13 protein-coding genes and 1 pseudogene are annotated in these 13,023 nt (G+C 70.3%); 8 read left to right on the top strand and 6 right to left on the bottom strand.

The window, feature by feature from the left end; all coding sequences use genetic code 11:
• The first annotated feature begins 54 nt into the window (after positions 1-54).
• On the top strand, positions 55-1,131 hold the full coding sequence (locus IEZ11_RS04225; protein WP_189261202.1) for a Gfo/Idh/MocA family oxidoreductase: 1,077 nt from the start codon (positions 55-57) through the stop codon (positions 1,129-1,131).
• Complete coding sequence (locus tag IEZ11_RS04220) at positions 1,131-1,631, top strand: heme-degrading domain-containing protein (protein WP_189261201.1); 501 nt, start codon at positions 1,131-1,133, stop codon at positions 1,629-1,631. Before IEZ11_RS04225 ends, IEZ11_RS04220 begins: the two co-directional genes overlap by 1 nt.
• A gap of 105 nt (positions 1,632-1,736) precedes the next feature.
• On the opposite strand, the gene IEZ11_RS04215 is transcribed toward IEZ11_RS04220, so the two are convergent.
• Together IEZ11_RS04215 and IEZ11_RS04210 are read right to left on the bottom strand one after the other, a co-directional pair.
• Entirely contained in the window at positions 1,737-2,594 is an 858-nt protein-coding gene (locus tag IEZ11_RS04215; protein ID WP_189261200.1) for a fumarylacetoacetate hydrolase family protein, read from the bottom strand.
• Between the two features lie 129 nt (positions 2,595-2,723).
• Positions 2,724-3,251, bottom strand: a complete 528-nt coding sequence (locus IEZ11_RS04210; RefSeq protein WP_189261199.1) for a winged helix-turn-helix transcriptional regulator — start codon at positions 3,249-3,251, stop codon at positions 2,724-2,726.
• A gap of 91 nt (positions 3,252-3,342) precedes the next feature.
• On the opposite strand from IEZ11_RS04210, the gene IEZ11_RS04205 reads away from it, so the two are divergent.
• Positions 3,343-4,728 carry an MFS transporter gene (locus tag IEZ11_RS04205; RefSeq protein ID WP_189261198.1) on the top strand — a complete coding sequence of 462 codons (1,386 nt, stop codon included), beginning with the start codon at positions 3,343-3,345 and terminating at the stop codon, positions 4,726-4,728.
• Positions 4,729-4,885: 157 nt separating this feature from the next.
• Here IEZ11_RS04205 and IEZ11_RS04200 read toward each other — a convergent pair whose 3' ends face one another.
• Positions 4,886-5,590, bottom strand: coding sequence for a glycosyltransferase family protein (locus IEZ11_RS04200; RefSeq protein ID WP_189261197.1), 705 nt, complete (start codon positions 5,588-5,590; stop codon positions 4,886-4,888).
• Between the two features lie 198 nt (positions 5,591-5,788).
• Here IEZ11_RS04200 and IEZ11_RS52185 point away from each other — a divergent pair.
• Together IEZ11_RS52185 and IEZ11_RS04195 are read left to right on the top strand one after the other, a co-directional pair.
• Positions 5,789-5,851: pseudogene (locus IEZ11_RS52185) on the top strand (hypothetical protein); the annotation flags it as partial.
• A gap of 94 nt (positions 5,852-5,945) precedes the next feature.
• Positions 5,946-6,995: a glycosyltransferase gene (locus tag IEZ11_RS04195; RefSeq protein WP_308426455.1), complete on the top strand. Its 1,050-nt coding sequence runs from the start codon at positions 5,946-5,948 to the stop codon at positions 6,993-6,995.
• A 158-nt stretch (positions 6,996-7,153) separates the two neighbouring features.
• Here the strand turns inward: IEZ11_RS04195 and IEZ11_RS04190 are convergent, their stop codons facing one another.
• Positions 7,154-7,918 carry a class E sortase gene (locus IEZ11_RS04190; protein WP_229712800.1) on the bottom strand — a complete coding sequence of 255 codons (765 nt, stop codon included), beginning with the start codon at positions 7,916-7,918 and terminating at the stop codon, positions 7,154-7,156.
• Between the two features lie 276 nt (positions 7,919-8,194).
• Between IEZ11_RS04190 and IEZ11_RS04185 the strand changes: the two genes are divergently transcribed.
• Positions 8,195-9,667: a glycoside hydrolase gene (locus IEZ11_RS04185; protein ID WP_189261196.1), complete on the top strand. Its 1,473-nt coding sequence runs from the start codon at positions 8,195-8,197 to the stop codon at positions 9,665-9,667.
• A gap of 51 nt (positions 9,668-9,718) precedes the next feature.
• Here IEZ11_RS04185 and IEZ11_RS04180 read toward each other — a convergent pair whose 3' ends face one another.
• Positions 9,719-10,009, bottom strand: coding sequence for a DUF1905 domain-containing protein (locus IEZ11_RS04180; protein ID WP_189261195.1), 291 nt, complete (start codon positions 10,007-10,009; stop codon positions 9,719-9,721).
• Positions 10,010-10,086: 77 nt separating this feature from the next.
• Here IEZ11_RS04180 and IEZ11_RS04175 point away from each other — a divergent pair, with 77 nt between their 5' ends.
• Together IEZ11_RS04175 and IEZ11_RS04170 are read left to right on the top strand one after the other, a co-directional pair.
• Complete coding sequence (locus tag IEZ11_RS04175; protein ID WP_189261194.1) at positions 10,087-11,097, top strand: hypothetical protein; 1,011 nt, start codon at positions 10,087-10,089, stop codon at positions 11,095-11,097.
• A gap of 177 nt (positions 11,098-11,274) precedes the next feature.
• Entirely contained in the window at positions 11,275-12,618 is a 1,344-nt protein-coding gene (locus tag IEZ11_RS04170; RefSeq protein WP_189261193.1) for a DNA cytosine methyltransferase, read from the top strand.
• On the opposite strand, the gene IEZ11_RS04165 is transcribed toward IEZ11_RS04170, so the two are convergent.
• Positions 12,562-12,990 carry a very short patch repair endonuclease gene (locus tag IEZ11_RS04165; RefSeq protein ID WP_268239899.1) on the bottom strand — a complete coding sequence of 143 codons (429 nt, stop codon included), beginning with the start codon at positions 12,988-12,990 and terminating at the stop codon, positions 12,562-12,564. The two genes, IEZ11_RS04170 and IEZ11_RS04165, sit on opposite strands and share 57 nt — an antisense overlap.
• Positions 12,991-13,023: the final 33 nt, after the last annotated feature.

Genomic DNA, 13,023 nt, shown 5'->3' with positions numbered 1-13,023 from the left:
GCTCATTCTCCCCGCCGCTTGCACTTTGGCAACAGCGTTGCGAAAGTAGGGCGCATGACAGCTGCCACTCCCCTGCGCGTCGGCCTCATCGGCTACGGCCTCGCCGGATCCGTCTTCCACGCCCCCCTGATCGCCGCCACCGAGGGCCTCGCCCTGGACACGGTGGTCACCTCGAACCCCGAGCGGCAGGCACAGGCGAAGGCCGAGTTCCCCGAGGTCCGGGCCGTCGCCACCGCCGACGAGCTGTTCGACCGGGCCGACGGGCTCGACCTGGTCGTCATCGCGTCCCCGAACAGGACGCACGTCCCGCTGGCGACGACCGCCCTCGATGCGGGTCTGCCGGTCGTGGTCGACAAGCCGGTCGCCGGCACCGCCGCCGAGGCGCGCGAGCTGGCCGCCCTCGCCGAGGAGCGCGGCCTGCTGCTCTCGGTCTTCCAGAACCGCCGCTGGGACAACGACTTCCTGACCCTGCGCAAGCTGCTGGAGGACGGCGAACTGGGCGAGGTGTGGCGCTTCGAGTCCCGGTTCGAACGCTGGCGTCCGCAGCCCAAGGGCGGCTGGCGCGAGTCCGGCGACCCGGCAGAGATCGGAGGTCTCCTCTACGACCTCGGCAGCCATGTCGTCGACCAGGCCCTGGCCCTCTTCGGCCCGGCCACCGAGGTGTACGCCGAGTCGGTGATCCGCCGGGCCGGCGCCGAGACCGACGACGACACGTTCATCGCGCTCACGCACGCGGGCGGGGTCCGCTCCCACCTGTACGTCTCGGCGACGACCGCCCAGCTCGGCCCGCGTTTCAGGGTGCTGGGCTCGAAGGCGGGCTACGTCAAGTACGGCCTGGACCCGCAGGAGGACACCCTGCGCACGGGCGGGCGCCCCGGTGCCGTGGACGCCTGGGGCCACGAGCCGGAGTCGTTGTACGGTCGTATCGGCGCCGGCGAGTCCCCGGTCACCGGCGGCGGCCGGACCGTCCCGACCCTCCCCGGCGACTACCCCGCGTACTACGCGGCCGTGGCCCGGGCCCTGCGGGGCGAGGGTCCCAACCCGGTGACCGCGCTGGAGGCGGCCACCGCCCTGGACGTACTGGAAGCAGCCCGCCGCTCGGCACGAGACAAGGTGACGGTGACCCTCTGATGCAGCACCCGCAGATCACCCCGAGGTTCGCTCCCGAGATCACCCCGTCGGTGGAGGAGCTGGAGAAGCAGGAACGACTCCTGGTCTTCCGGCAGTTCACCTGCGACGACGCGTGGGCCCTCGGCTCGCTGCTGGTGGAGATGGCGCGGGAGCGGCAGGCCCCGGTGGCCGTCGACATCCACCGGGCCGGCCAGCAGCTCTTCCACGCGGCCCTGCCCGGTTCGGCCCCCGACAACGACGCGTGGATCGCCCGCAAGCGCCGGGTGGTGGAGCGCTACGGCTCGGCGTCCTACCTGGTCGGCGCCCGCTTCCGGGCCAAGGGCACGACGTTCGAGGAGTCCTCCCGCCTGGACCCGGACGAGTACGCGGCCCACGGCGGCTCGTTCCCGATCACCGTGGAGAACGTGGGCGTCATCGGGGCGGTGACGGTCTCGGGCCTGCCCCAACTGGAGGACCACCGCTTCGTGGTGGAGGCCCTGGAGGCGTTCCTGAAGCTCTGAACGCCGCCGGCCGGAGCGCCCCGTAGGGGCACGGGGAACTGCGCGGGCAACCACAGCACAGCCGCCCCCGCCCGCGCAGAGCACCCGCAGAGCACCCCTTGCCCCTCAGGCGTTCTTGAACTCCTGGCGCTGACGGCCAAGCCCGTCGATCTCCAGCTCCACCACGTCCCCGGCCCGCAGGAACGGCTTCGGCTCCGGCGCCCCCAGCGCGACCCCCGCCGGAGTCCCGGTGTTGATGACGTCCCCGGGGTACAGCACCATGAACCGGCTGACGTACCGCACGACCTCGGCGACCGAGAAGATCTGCTCCGCGGTCGTCCCGTCCTGCTTCGGCTCGCCGTTCACCCAGAGCTTCAGCGACAGGTCCTGCGGGTCCCCGACCTCGTCGGCGGTCACCAGCCACGGACCCAGCGGGTTGAACGTCTCGCAGTTCTTCCCCTTGTCCCAGGTGCCGCCCCGCTCGATCTGGAACTCCCGCTCGGACACGTCGTGCGCGACGGCGTACCCGGCGACGTAGGCCAGCGGGTCCTCGTCGTCGGCCACGTACCGGGCCGTGCGCCCGATGACGACGGCGAGTTCGACCTCCCAGTCGGTCTTCACCGACCCGCGGGGCACCAGCACGGTGTCGTTCGGCCCCACCACCGTGTCCGGGGCCTTGAAGAAGACGACCGGCTCGGCCGGTGGCTCGGCGCCCGTCTCCCGGGCGTGGTCGTGGTAGTTGAGCCCGATGCACACGATCTTCCCGATCCGCCCCAGCGGCGGCCCGATCCGCAGCCCGGTCGCGTCGAGCGCCGGCAGCTCCCCCGCGTCGGCGGCGGCGCGGACCCGCCCGAGCGCCGCGTCGTCGGCGAGCAGCGCCCCGTCGATGTCGTCGACGATCCCCGTCAGGTCCCGCAGGACACCCTCGGCGTCGAGCAGCGCGGGCCGCTCCGCCCCCGCCGTACCGACACGCAGCAGCTTCATGGTCGTCACCATCTCCCTTGACAGCAGTCGCCCGGCCGATGGGTGCAGCCATCGGAGGACTGGCCGATCCTCCAAGATGAACGTGCAACGGGCAAGAGCCTGTTCACGTACTGGACCGTAGGCCGCCGCTCACGCGGGGTCCGCCTCCAGCGACTCCAGGAGCCTCTTGGGCTTGAGGAGCGCCCTGCTGACCGGATCCGCCGGGTCGGGGTCGAGTCCCGGTCCCGGTGTGATGAGAACGTCCGCGACGGGTACGACGGTTCCGCAGGCGGGGCATTCGCCGTACGAGCCGAGTTCGGTCCCGCAGTCGGCGTGCCGAAAGTAGCGCAGCCGGCAGTCCGTGAGGTGCTCGCGTCCCCAGACCGCGAGGGTGCGCAGGACGGGCCAGAGCTCGATCCCGCGCTCGGTGATGACGTACTCGTCCCGGGGCGGCGACTCCTGGTACCGGCGCTTCTCCAGGACCCCCTCCTCGGTGAGCGTCCTGAGGCGGGCCGACAGGACGGCGCGCGGGATGCCGAGGTGGACGAGGAAGTCGTTGTAGCGACGGACGCCGTAGAGCGCGTCGCGGACGACGAGCAGGGTCCAGCGCTCGCCGACGACCTCCAGCGCGCGGGCGATCGAGCACTCCTGCGTCGCGTAGTCCTTGCCCAGTGCCATGGGACCACCTTAGTCAGTTTTCCTGCCATGGGTTCAATGACTGAACCGACGGTGCTACGGTACCCCCATGAGTAGGTTCAATGAAAGAACCATGAAGCGCGCAAGCTCCGCCGCGGACACGGACCCCAGCCCCGGCCCCACCCGGAGCGGCCGCCCCGCCCTCGCCCTCACCAGCGCCGCGACCGCCGTGGCCCTGATGACCTACACCGCCCCGGTGGTCACCCTTCCGAACACGGTCGCCGCCCTGCACACCCCGCCCTCCGCGCAGGCCTGGCTGCTGAACGGCACCCCGCTGGGCCTCGCCGCGCTCCTCCTGGTGGCGGGCAGCCTGGCCGACGACTACGGCCGGCGCCGGATCTTCGTCGCCGGCACCCTCGCCCTCGGCCTGACCACCGCCCTCGGCGGCCTGACCACCTCCACCTGGGCCTTCACCCTGGCCCGGGTGGCGCAGGGCGCGGCGAGCGCGGCGATCCTGGCGAGCAGCCTGGGCCTGCTGGTGGCCGCGTTCCCGAGCCCGCGCGGCCGACTGCACGCGACCGGCGTGTGGGGCGCGTTCGTGAGCGGCGGCATCGCGCTCGGCCCACTGGTCGCCGGCGCGCTGCCCAGCTGGCGGGTGGCGTACGCCGTACTGGGCGCGGCCGCGCTGCTGGTGGCCGGAGTCTCCGCCCGCACCCTGACGGAGTCCCGCTCACCCCGCGGCGGCCGCCCGGACATCGCCGGCGCCCTGACCTTCGGCCTCGCGCTGGTCTCCCTGGTGGCGGCGCTGACCCTGGGCCGGGACGGGTGGCTGCGCGCACCGGTGGCCCTGCTGCTGGCGGTCACGGTCGTCCTGCTGGCGGCCTTCGCCCTCGTCGAACGCCGCTTCTCGTCCACCCCGATGATCGACCTGGCCCTCTTCCGCACCCCCCGCTTCCTGGTCTCCTCCCTCAGCGGCCTGGTCACGGGCCTGACGGTGATAGGCCTGTTCAGCTACCTGCCGGCGGTGCTCCAGCAGACGCTGGGGATGTCCGCGATGGACACGGCGTGGCTGTTCCTGCTCTGGTCCGGGCTGTCCTTCACGGTGGCGTTGCAGGCGAAGCGCCTGGCGGGCCGGGTCCCGGCGCGCCGGCAACTGGCGGCGGGTTTCCTGCTGCACGCGGCCGGCGCGCTGACCATGCTGGGCGCCCTGGACGCCGGCTCCTGGCCCCGGCTGCTGCCGGGCCTGGCCCTGGGCGGGGTGGGCAGCGGCATCCTCAACGCCGCGCTCCCCCTCCAAGCGGTCGAGTCGGTCCCCGCCGCCCGCGCCGCGATGGGCTCGGGCGCCCAGCAGACCTTCCGCTACATCGGCTCCTGCGCGGGCGTGGCCCTGACCATCGCCCTGGCCACCTCCACCGGGGGCGGCCTCGCCCACGGCACGGACGTGGCGATGGCGGTGTCGGCCGGCGTGGCGGTGCTGGGGGCGGCAGGGGTGGTGGCGCTGCGCGAGCGGGCGCACTAGCCGAGCGGGCGCACCAGCCGAGCCGCCCCGCGACATGCGGAGCACCCCGCGACCGGCTTGCCGCCCCGCGACATGCGGAGCACCCCGCGACCGGCTTGCCGCCCCGCGACGCGCGGGGCGCCCGCCCCGCACGAGCGGCCCGCGGGCGCCCGGGACGTCAGCCCACCGGGGTGTTGTAGTTGGTGATTCCCGCCACCATGAGGGCGACCGCACCGGCCAGCGGGCTGTCCACCCCTTTCGCCACCACGTCGGGTAACCGGTGCGCCTCGTTCTCGGCAGCCGCGACCATGCCCCAGAACGCGTTGAAGCCCGACGGGTCGGCCGGCTTGTCGATGGCCGCCCCGACGGTCAGGAGACCCCCCGCCTCGACCACGGCCAGCGCGCCCATCTGCCGCAGCACGCCTGGATCCCGTTCCTCCGCGGCCACGACGCTCCACCCCGTCACCGCCGTGTGCCGCACCGCGGCGAGGAGAATGTCCGCGCTGTCCGCGTCGGAAACAACGATGTCAGGCAGGACCAGGGCCACCGTCCCCCGCACCATGGGCAGGGCGGACCGGATGGCCCCGTCGAGACCCGGTTCAAACGACTCGTTCTGGTAGATGAAGACCAATTGAAATGTCTCGGCATAACGCTCGAGATAACGCACGGTATCCAGTTTGTGCGCCCCGATCACGACGACCAGACGCACATTGAGCCCGCTTTCGGCCAGTTTGACGACGCCCTCCAGACTGCGGTCCAGGACCGTGACTCCAGGAGCCAGACAGTGCAGCTCCTTCGGGTAGGGCGCGCTGAATCGGGTGCCGAATCCGGCACAGGGCAAGATGACCGAAACATCAGGTATGAACTCTGACGAACCATGCATGCAGCAGCTCTCAGGTTGTGTTGACGATCGGGAACCAGCCTGGAAGGCAGGCCGGCGCTCACCGCGGCCATCGAGGACGGCGCCCTGCTGCCCGCATATTCCCTGCGCCCTCCCGCCGCGCGGTAAACGGGCATTGCCCGATGCCGCGGCGGGTACGGACCGAGACGCACGGGAATCCGGAACGAAAGAGGGCGCGGAATGCGGGTGTTGTTGTCCACATACGGAACGCGTGGCGATGTAGAACCGCTGGTGGCACTCGCGGTGCGGTTACGGGCGCTCGGCGTCCGGGTGCGGATGTGCGTCCCTCCGGACGAGGAGTTCGCACGGCGGCTGACACGGACTCGGGATCGAACCGGTGCCGGTCGGCCCGCCGGTGCGCGAACTGATGCGCGGCACGGCGCTGCCGTCGGCGGCGGACCTGTCCCGGTACCGGGCCGAGCTGGTCGCCACCCAGTTCGACGTCTTCCCCTCGGCGCTCGACGGATGCGACGCCCTGGTGGCGGCCGGCCTGGCCCAGACAGCCGCACGGTCCGCGGCCGAGGCCGCGGGTGTCCGCTACGTGTACGTGAGCTACGCGGCGGTCCACCTGCCCTCGCCGTACCACGCTCCGCCGCCGCGGCCGGGCTGGCCGGAGCCGGCGGAGACCGACAACCTGGCGCGCTGGGAGCTGGACGCCCGCGCCGTGCACGCGGAGTTCGGCGAGGCGCTCAACGGCCACCGGTCGTCGATCGGCCTGCCACCGGTGGCCGACGTCCGCGGCCACGTCCTCACCGACCGGCCGTGGCTGGCGGCGGACCCGGCCCTGGGACCCTGGCGGACGACACCCGGCCTCGACGTGACACAGACGGGCGCGTGGACCCTGCCGGACGAACGCCCGCTCCCCGCCGACCTGGTGACGTTCCTGGAGGCGGGCGACCCGCCGGTCTACGTCGGCTTCGGCAGCATGATCCCGCCGCAGGACATCGCCGGCTCGGTCATCGAGGCGATCCGCGCCCAGGGGCACCGCGCCCTGGTCTCCCGCGGCTGGGCGGACCTCGGCCTGGTGGACGGCCGGGACGACTGCTTCGCCATCGGCGAGGTCAGTCACCAGCGGCTGTTCGGCAGGGTGGCCGCCGTGGTGCACCACGGCGGCGCGGGCACGACGGCGACGGCCGCCCGGGCGGGCGTCCCGCAGGTGGTGGTGGCCGTCCAGCTGTCGGACAACCCCTACTGGGCCGGCCAGGTGGCCGAGCTGGGCATCGGCGCGGCACTCGACGGTCCGGCCCCGGCCGTCGACGCCCTGGGCGTCGCCCTCAAGACGGCCCTGGCACCCGAGACCCGCGCGCGGGCCAGGTCACTGGCCGGCGGGATCCGCACCGACGGGGCGGCGGTGGCGGCGAACCTGCTGGTCGACACCCTCCGCTGAACGGGAGCCCCGGCCGCCGGACCACCGGCCGGGGCTCCGCCCAGCGACCGCGTGTACGCAGGCAACGTGACCGCGTGTACGCAGGCAACGTGTACGCAGGCAACGCCGACGAGGACGCGACCGTGGACCGGGGCCGGCTGCCCGGCCGCGGCCCCGCGTCAGGCCCTCGGCCGCGTCGACACCAGCTTCCCCCACACCGCCATCCGGTACCGGGACGTGAACTCGGGCGTACAGGTGGTGAGGGTGATGTAGTACCCCGGCTCCTCGTACCCGTACGACGGCTTCACGATCGAACGCGGTACGGGCCGTACGACCCCCGAGTCACGCGCCGACGTCTGCGGCAGGATCTGGTCCACGACATAGGTGTACGTCGCCGTTCTCGTCTCGACCTCGATCGTGTCCTTGCGCCGGAGCCGCGGCAGATAGCGGAACGGCTCGCCGTGCGTGTTGCGGTGCCCGGCGAGTGCGAAGTTCCCTGCCTGGCCGGGCTGTTGGGTACCGGGGTAGTGGCCGACGTACCCGTGGTTGAGCACCTTCGGCTTGCTGACGCCCTCGGCGATCGGGACCCGCAGCCCGAGCCGCGGGACGACGAGGACGGCGTACGCCTGGGAGGCGACGACGCGGGTGGCGTACGACGTGCCGGACCGGGCCGCCGACGACGAGGAGCCACTCGTACCCGCACCGCCACCCGACCCCCCGGAGGCCCCCGAGCCGTCGGAGCCACCGGAGCCGCCCCACTCCCGCTCCAGTGCCGCCACCTTCCGCGCGGCCCCCTGCTTGGCCTCCCGGTTGGTCCACCACAGCTGGTGCACGACGAGGAGCATCAGCACCACGCCCATGGTGACGAGGAGTTCGCCCCCGGTCCACAGCACCCGTCGGCGCCGCGCCCGCCTCCGCCGCTCGCCGTGCCCCACGACCCGCACCGCGCACCTCCCGCCGACCCCCGGTCGGTCCCGCACGATAAGGCGCCCGCCGCCAACTCACCAGAGCCACGCGGACCCTGCTCACCGGACCTCCCCCTCCGCCGCTTCCCCTTTGCTTCCTCAACGGGTTTTAGAAACCACTGTCAGAAAGCACTGTCACACCCCTCGACAACCTCATACGCCACACCTGATGCTTCCTGTTGGCATGCGGGGGGACGAGTCGACGCCGGTCCGGGAACCGGTGTTTGAGCCGCACGGAGAGGTTGAGAAGCAGCCATGATCCGACGCAGAACACTCCTGGCCGCCGCGGGAGGCGGCCTCCTGGGCAGCGCCCTGGCCACCGGCACGGCACGGGCCGACGCGACCATCGCCGTCAGCCCGTCCACCTCGTACGGCACCTGGGAGGGCTGGGGCACCTCACTGGCCTGGTGGGGCAATGTCTTCGGCACCCGGGACGACTTCGCCGACATCTTCTTCACCACCAAGTCGACGACGTACAACAGCACTTCGCTGCCCGGACTGGGCCTGAACATCGCCCGCTACAACCTGGGCGCGTCCAGCTGGAACAGCGTGAACGGCGAGAGCATGGTGGCTTCCGCCAACATCCCCGCGTTCAAACAGATCGAGGGCTACTGGCAGGACTGGAACAACGAGGACCCCACCTCCTCGGCCTGGGACTGGACCGCCGACGCCACCCAGCGCGCGATGCTCGTGAAGGCGGTGAACCGCGGCGCGACGGCCGAACTCTTCGCCAACTCCCCCATGTGGTGGATGTGTCTGAACCACAACCCGTCCGGCGCCTCCGACGGCGGCAACAACCTCCAGTCCTGGAACTACCGCCAGCACGCCTCCCACCTCGCCTCCGTGGCCCTGTACGCCAAGAACAACTGGGGCGTGAACTTCGCGACGGTGGAGGCCTTCAACGAACCGTCGTCCTCGTGGTGGACGGCGACCGGCACCCAGGAGGGCTGCCACATGGACTCAACGGTCCAGGCGGCCGTACTCCCCTATCTCCGCAGCGAGTTGAACAGCCGAGGCCTGACGACGACCAAGATCTCGGCCTCGGACGAGACGAGCTACGACCTCGCCCGCACCACCTGGAGCGCCTTCTCCTCCACCACGAAGGGCTACGTGGACCGCGTCAACGTCCACGGCTACCAGGGCTCCGGCGGCCGCCGCGACCTCCTGTACACCGACGTCGTGACGACGGCCGGCAAGGCCCTCTGGAACTCCGAGACCGGCGACAACGACGGCACCGGCTACACCCTCGCCTTCAACCTGCTCTACGACTTCCGCTGGCTGCACCCGACCGCCTGGGTCTACTGGCAGGTCATGGACCCGTCCACGAACTGGGCGATGATCGCGTACGACGCGGACACCCTGGCGGCGGGCGCGGTCACCACCAAGTACTACGTCATGGCCCAGTTCAGCCGCCACATCCGCCCCGGCATGAAGATCCTGGACACGGGCGTGAGCAACGCCGTGGCCGCCTACGACAGTTCGGCCAAACGCCTGGTGATAGTGGCGTTGAACACCGCCACCTCCGCCCAGACCTTCACCTTCAACCTCTCCGGCTTCACGACGGTGACCGGCGGTACGAACGGCCTGGTCCCGCGCTGGAACACGGTGACGACGGGCGGCGACGCCTACAAGTCGTACTCGGACACCTACCTGTCCGGAAAGACGGTCGCGGTGTCGGTCGCGGCGAAGGCAGTGCAGACCCTGCAGATCGACGGCGTGACGATCTGACCCGGCCCGGCGGCGGGGGCGCGCACCCACCGTGCCCCCGCCGCCGCAGGACTACCCGAGCCGCACCCGCACCGCCACCCGTACCTCGTCCCCCTCCCCCAGCCCCCGCGGCCTGCGCACCGCGCTCTTGAGCGGCAGCAGATACCCGCCGTCCCTGGGGAACAGGGACGTCTCGAAGACCACCCCGTCCAGGGTCACCTCGACCGGGATGACCCCCCACCCGTACGAGGCCATGGCGGCCACGGCCCGGATCTCCTCGCACTCCTCCTCCGGGACGGGCAGGAAGTAATAAGGAGCGGGCCCCCGCCACTCCACGACACACCCACCGAACTCGAACCGCACCGAACGACTCCTCTCGCCACCGACTGCCCCCCATCCCTATCTCTTCTTTGTCACCGCCGGGCAGTACCGTGTCGTTCATGCGCCCCGACACGCCTGCCGAGAACGTCGTCGACCACACCGCCGAAGCGGCACGCCTGGAGCGGACCGCCGACCGGTATCCCGAGGACGCCGAGGCCCTCCTCCTCCAGGCCGCCGCCCACCTGGAACTGGCCGACGCCCGCCCCGCGGCCACCGCGCTCTACGACCGCCTCCTCGCCACCCCGGACACCCTGGAGAACGCCCCCCTCGTCCGCGCCCTCAAGGCCTCGAACCTGTGGGAGTACGACCACGAGGCAGAGGCCAGGGCGATCATCGACGGCATCCGCACCACGGCCCCCCGCGACCCGGCCCCCTGGGTCATCGTCGCGGAGTCCCTCGAATCCCACGACGAGCTGGAAGCGGCGCACGACACGTTCACGGAGGCGGCGGTCCTCCTCCTCACGGACGCCGTGGAACCCCCGTACGCGACGCACCCGGTGTTGTTCGGCCGCCACCGCGTCCGCCGCATGCTCGGCCTGCCCCACGACGACTGGGACGCCCGCGCCGACACCCTCCACTCCTCCCCGATCTCCCTGGACGAACTCCACGACCCGAAACGCGTCTGGTCCCTGGGCTCGGACAACCCGGCGGAACTGGAGGCGGAGATCTCCCGCCTCCGAGCGGAACTGGGCACCTACCGCGAGGCCCTCTCCCGCCCCTTCCCGGTAGCGGTCCTGCACTGGCCGGCGACCGAACTGGCGGAACTCCTGACGGCCTACCCCGACCTGGCCGCCGAGTACCCGTCCCACTCCACCCACCTCTCGACCATAGAGTCCTCCCTCCGCGAGCTCTCGACCTCCGGCACCCCGAACCTGGGCATCGTCACGGGCACGGTCCCCTCCTACGAGGCCTTCGCCGCCTCGGAAAGCTCCTCCCCGTCCGACACGGCCCTCCTCCCCCAGTACGCGACGACGCTCGCGGCGCGTGGCCGAGCAGTGGCCTGGCCGCCACAGCGCACGTCGGACTGCTGGTGCGGGAGCACAACCTCATACAGCGCTTGCCACGGCTGATCGCCAGCGGCTGCGAGCAATGCCATTCGACTCTCGGGCCTCCAGCTCATGTGACTCATGCCCCTAGGCGTACGGGCGCGCACGCGTGGGTCCTGATTAGTGCGAGACTCATGGTGCCGGGGTTGCTGTGGCAAGATCACCAACTCTCGTATGAACCATGATCCAGTAAGGAGAGTCATGTCCAGCGGCCATGATCGCCCCCAGTTCAGCCAGCCACTGACCTCAATCGAGATCTGTGCGGGGGCGGGCGGCCAAGCCGTTGGGCTGCACCACGCGGGATTCGATCACAGCGCCCTGGTCGAGTGGGATACTCACGCTGTCACCACGTTGCGTGCCAATGTGGGTGATTGGCCAGGATGGAGCCCCGAGAAAGCACAGCAGATCCACCCTATGGATGTCCGCAAATTCTTGGGATCCGATCTCGAAAAAAGCCTGAACCTAAAGCCAGGAGACCTCGACCTCCTGGCTGGCGGCGTACCCTGCCCTCCTTTCTCCCTGGCCGGAAAAAGACTCGGGGAAGACGATGAGCGCGATCTCTTCCCTGCCGCCCTGGAGATCATTGAAGAGTTGCTGCCGAAGGCTGTAATGATCGAGAATGTGCGCGGCATTCTCGAACCTCCAGAATTTTTCATCGACTATCGGATTAAGATTTTGAACCGCCTGCGAAAGGCAGGCTACGCAGTTCCGAAGATCAATTCCAACGACTCACCCAAAGCTCAGGATATTGCCATGCGTAAGGTATGGCGACGGCTGGACGCCAAAAATTATGGCGTGCCACAGCTACGCCCACGGGCAATCCTTGTCGCCATCCACAAGAACGCACTGGACAAGAGTCCACACGATTTCGAATGGCCAGCTTACCTCAGGGCCGACGAGGCGACAGTCTTCTCTCATCTCCGAGAGACCATGCGTGAGCGCCTTGAAAAGTACTGGGACCTGAACAAGGACGGCAAACCCGCGAAACCTGGCGAGCGCACCGGCCAGAACGTGTACGACGACTGGTACGACGCAGCCGAGAAGGCCGCCTCGGCGGGCCGGGGCGTGGCTCCGACCCTGGTAGGTGGATCCAAGAAGCATGGCGGAGCAGACCTCGGCCCCACGCGAGCCAAGCGCGCCTGGGCGACCATGAACGTCGACGCCATGGGCGTCGCAAACGACCCCAAAGAATGCAACCCGGAGCGGGATCTTTTCAGGCCCGTCGGCCCCATGCTCACGGTGGAGCAGGCGGCAATCATTCAGGGTTTCCCGCGCGAATGGGATTTCCGGGGCGGGAAGACAGCACGGTACCGGCAGGTCGGAAACGCTTTTCCGCCGCCGGTCGCCGAAGCGGTGGGTCGCGCTATCGCAGCAGTTCTCCGCCCCGAATACCGGACCAAGTTGCTGGCCAAGTACGCAATGGAATCTAGCGATACTGTTCGCCTTGAGACCTCCGATCCCAGCGCAGAGCAGATGGAGATTTCCGTATCAACGCGCCCTGCGCGCCAGAACCGCGTCAGCGATCTGGCTAGCACAAGCGCCTGACGGCTCGTGCTCCCAAAACCGGAGCACGAGCCACCCTGCCTCGGTCAGCCGCTGGTCCGTATCACGGTCTCTTGTTACGTTCCGGAGAACCTTCTCCGACCAGTAGCCGGAGTTTGTCTTCGGCGGCACATAGTGCTCGGGGCATCCGTGCCAATAGCACCCGTCGACAAACACCGCGACCTTCACCGGCCGGAAGACCATGTCAGCCGTCCGGCGGAGGTCCGGTAGCGGGCGGGCGGCGACACGGTAACGAAGCCCTTTGGCGTGCACCAGCCGACGGATCAACTGTTCGGGCTTCGTGTCACGGCTTCGGATCGCCTGCATATTCCGGCGTCGCGCCGCAGAGGACGCCCACGATCCCTCCGGGGGCACCCACTCGGGTTCGTTCGTCACACTTCCAGAGGG

Source organism: Streptomyces fuscichromogenes (assembly GCF_014645815.1).
GTDB classification, from domain to species: Bacteria; Actinomycetota; Actinomycetes; order Streptomycetales; family Streptomycetaceae; genus Streptomyces; species Streptomyces fuscichromogenes.
The sequence above is the reverse complement of the archived record's forward strand: the minus strand, read 5'-3'. Positions and strand labels throughout refer to the sequence as shown.

Coding starts and splice junctions, on each gene's coding strand:
- IEZ11_RS04225 (WP_189261202.1), top strand. CDS start 55: ATGACAGCTGCCACTCCCCTGCGCGTCGGCCTCATCGGCTACGGCCTC.
- IEZ11_RS04210 (WP_189261199.1), bottom strand. CDS start 3,251: ATGGCACTGGGCAAGGACTACGCGACGCAGGAGTGCTCGATCGCCCGC.
- IEZ11_RS04205 (WP_189261198.1), top strand. CDS start 3,343: ATGAAGCGCGCAAGCTCCGCCGCGGACACGGACCCCAGCCCCGGCCCC.
- IEZ11_RS04200 (WP_189261197.1), bottom strand. CDS start 5,590: ATGCATGGTTCGTCAGAGTTCATACCTGATGTTTCGGTCATCTTGCCC.
- IEZ11_RS04220 (WP_189261201.1), top strand. CDS start 1,131: ATGCAGCACCCGCAGATCACCCCGAGGTTCGCTCCCGAGATCACCCCG.
- IEZ11_RS04170 (WP_189261193.1), top strand. CDS start 11,275: ATGTCCAGCGGCCATGATCGCCCCCAGTTCAGCCAGCCACTGACCTCA.
- IEZ11_RS04185 (WP_189261196.1), top strand. CDS start 8,195: ATGATCCGACGCAGAACACTCCTGGCCGCCGCGGGAGGCGGCCTCCTG.
- IEZ11_RS04175 (WP_189261194.1), top strand. CDS start 10,087: ATGCGCCCCGACACGCCTGCCGAGAACGTCGTCGACCACACCGCCGAA.
- IEZ11_RS04215 (WP_189261200.1), bottom strand. CDS start 2,594: ATGAAGCTGCTGCGTGTCGGTACGGCGGGGGCGGAGCGGCCCGCGCTG.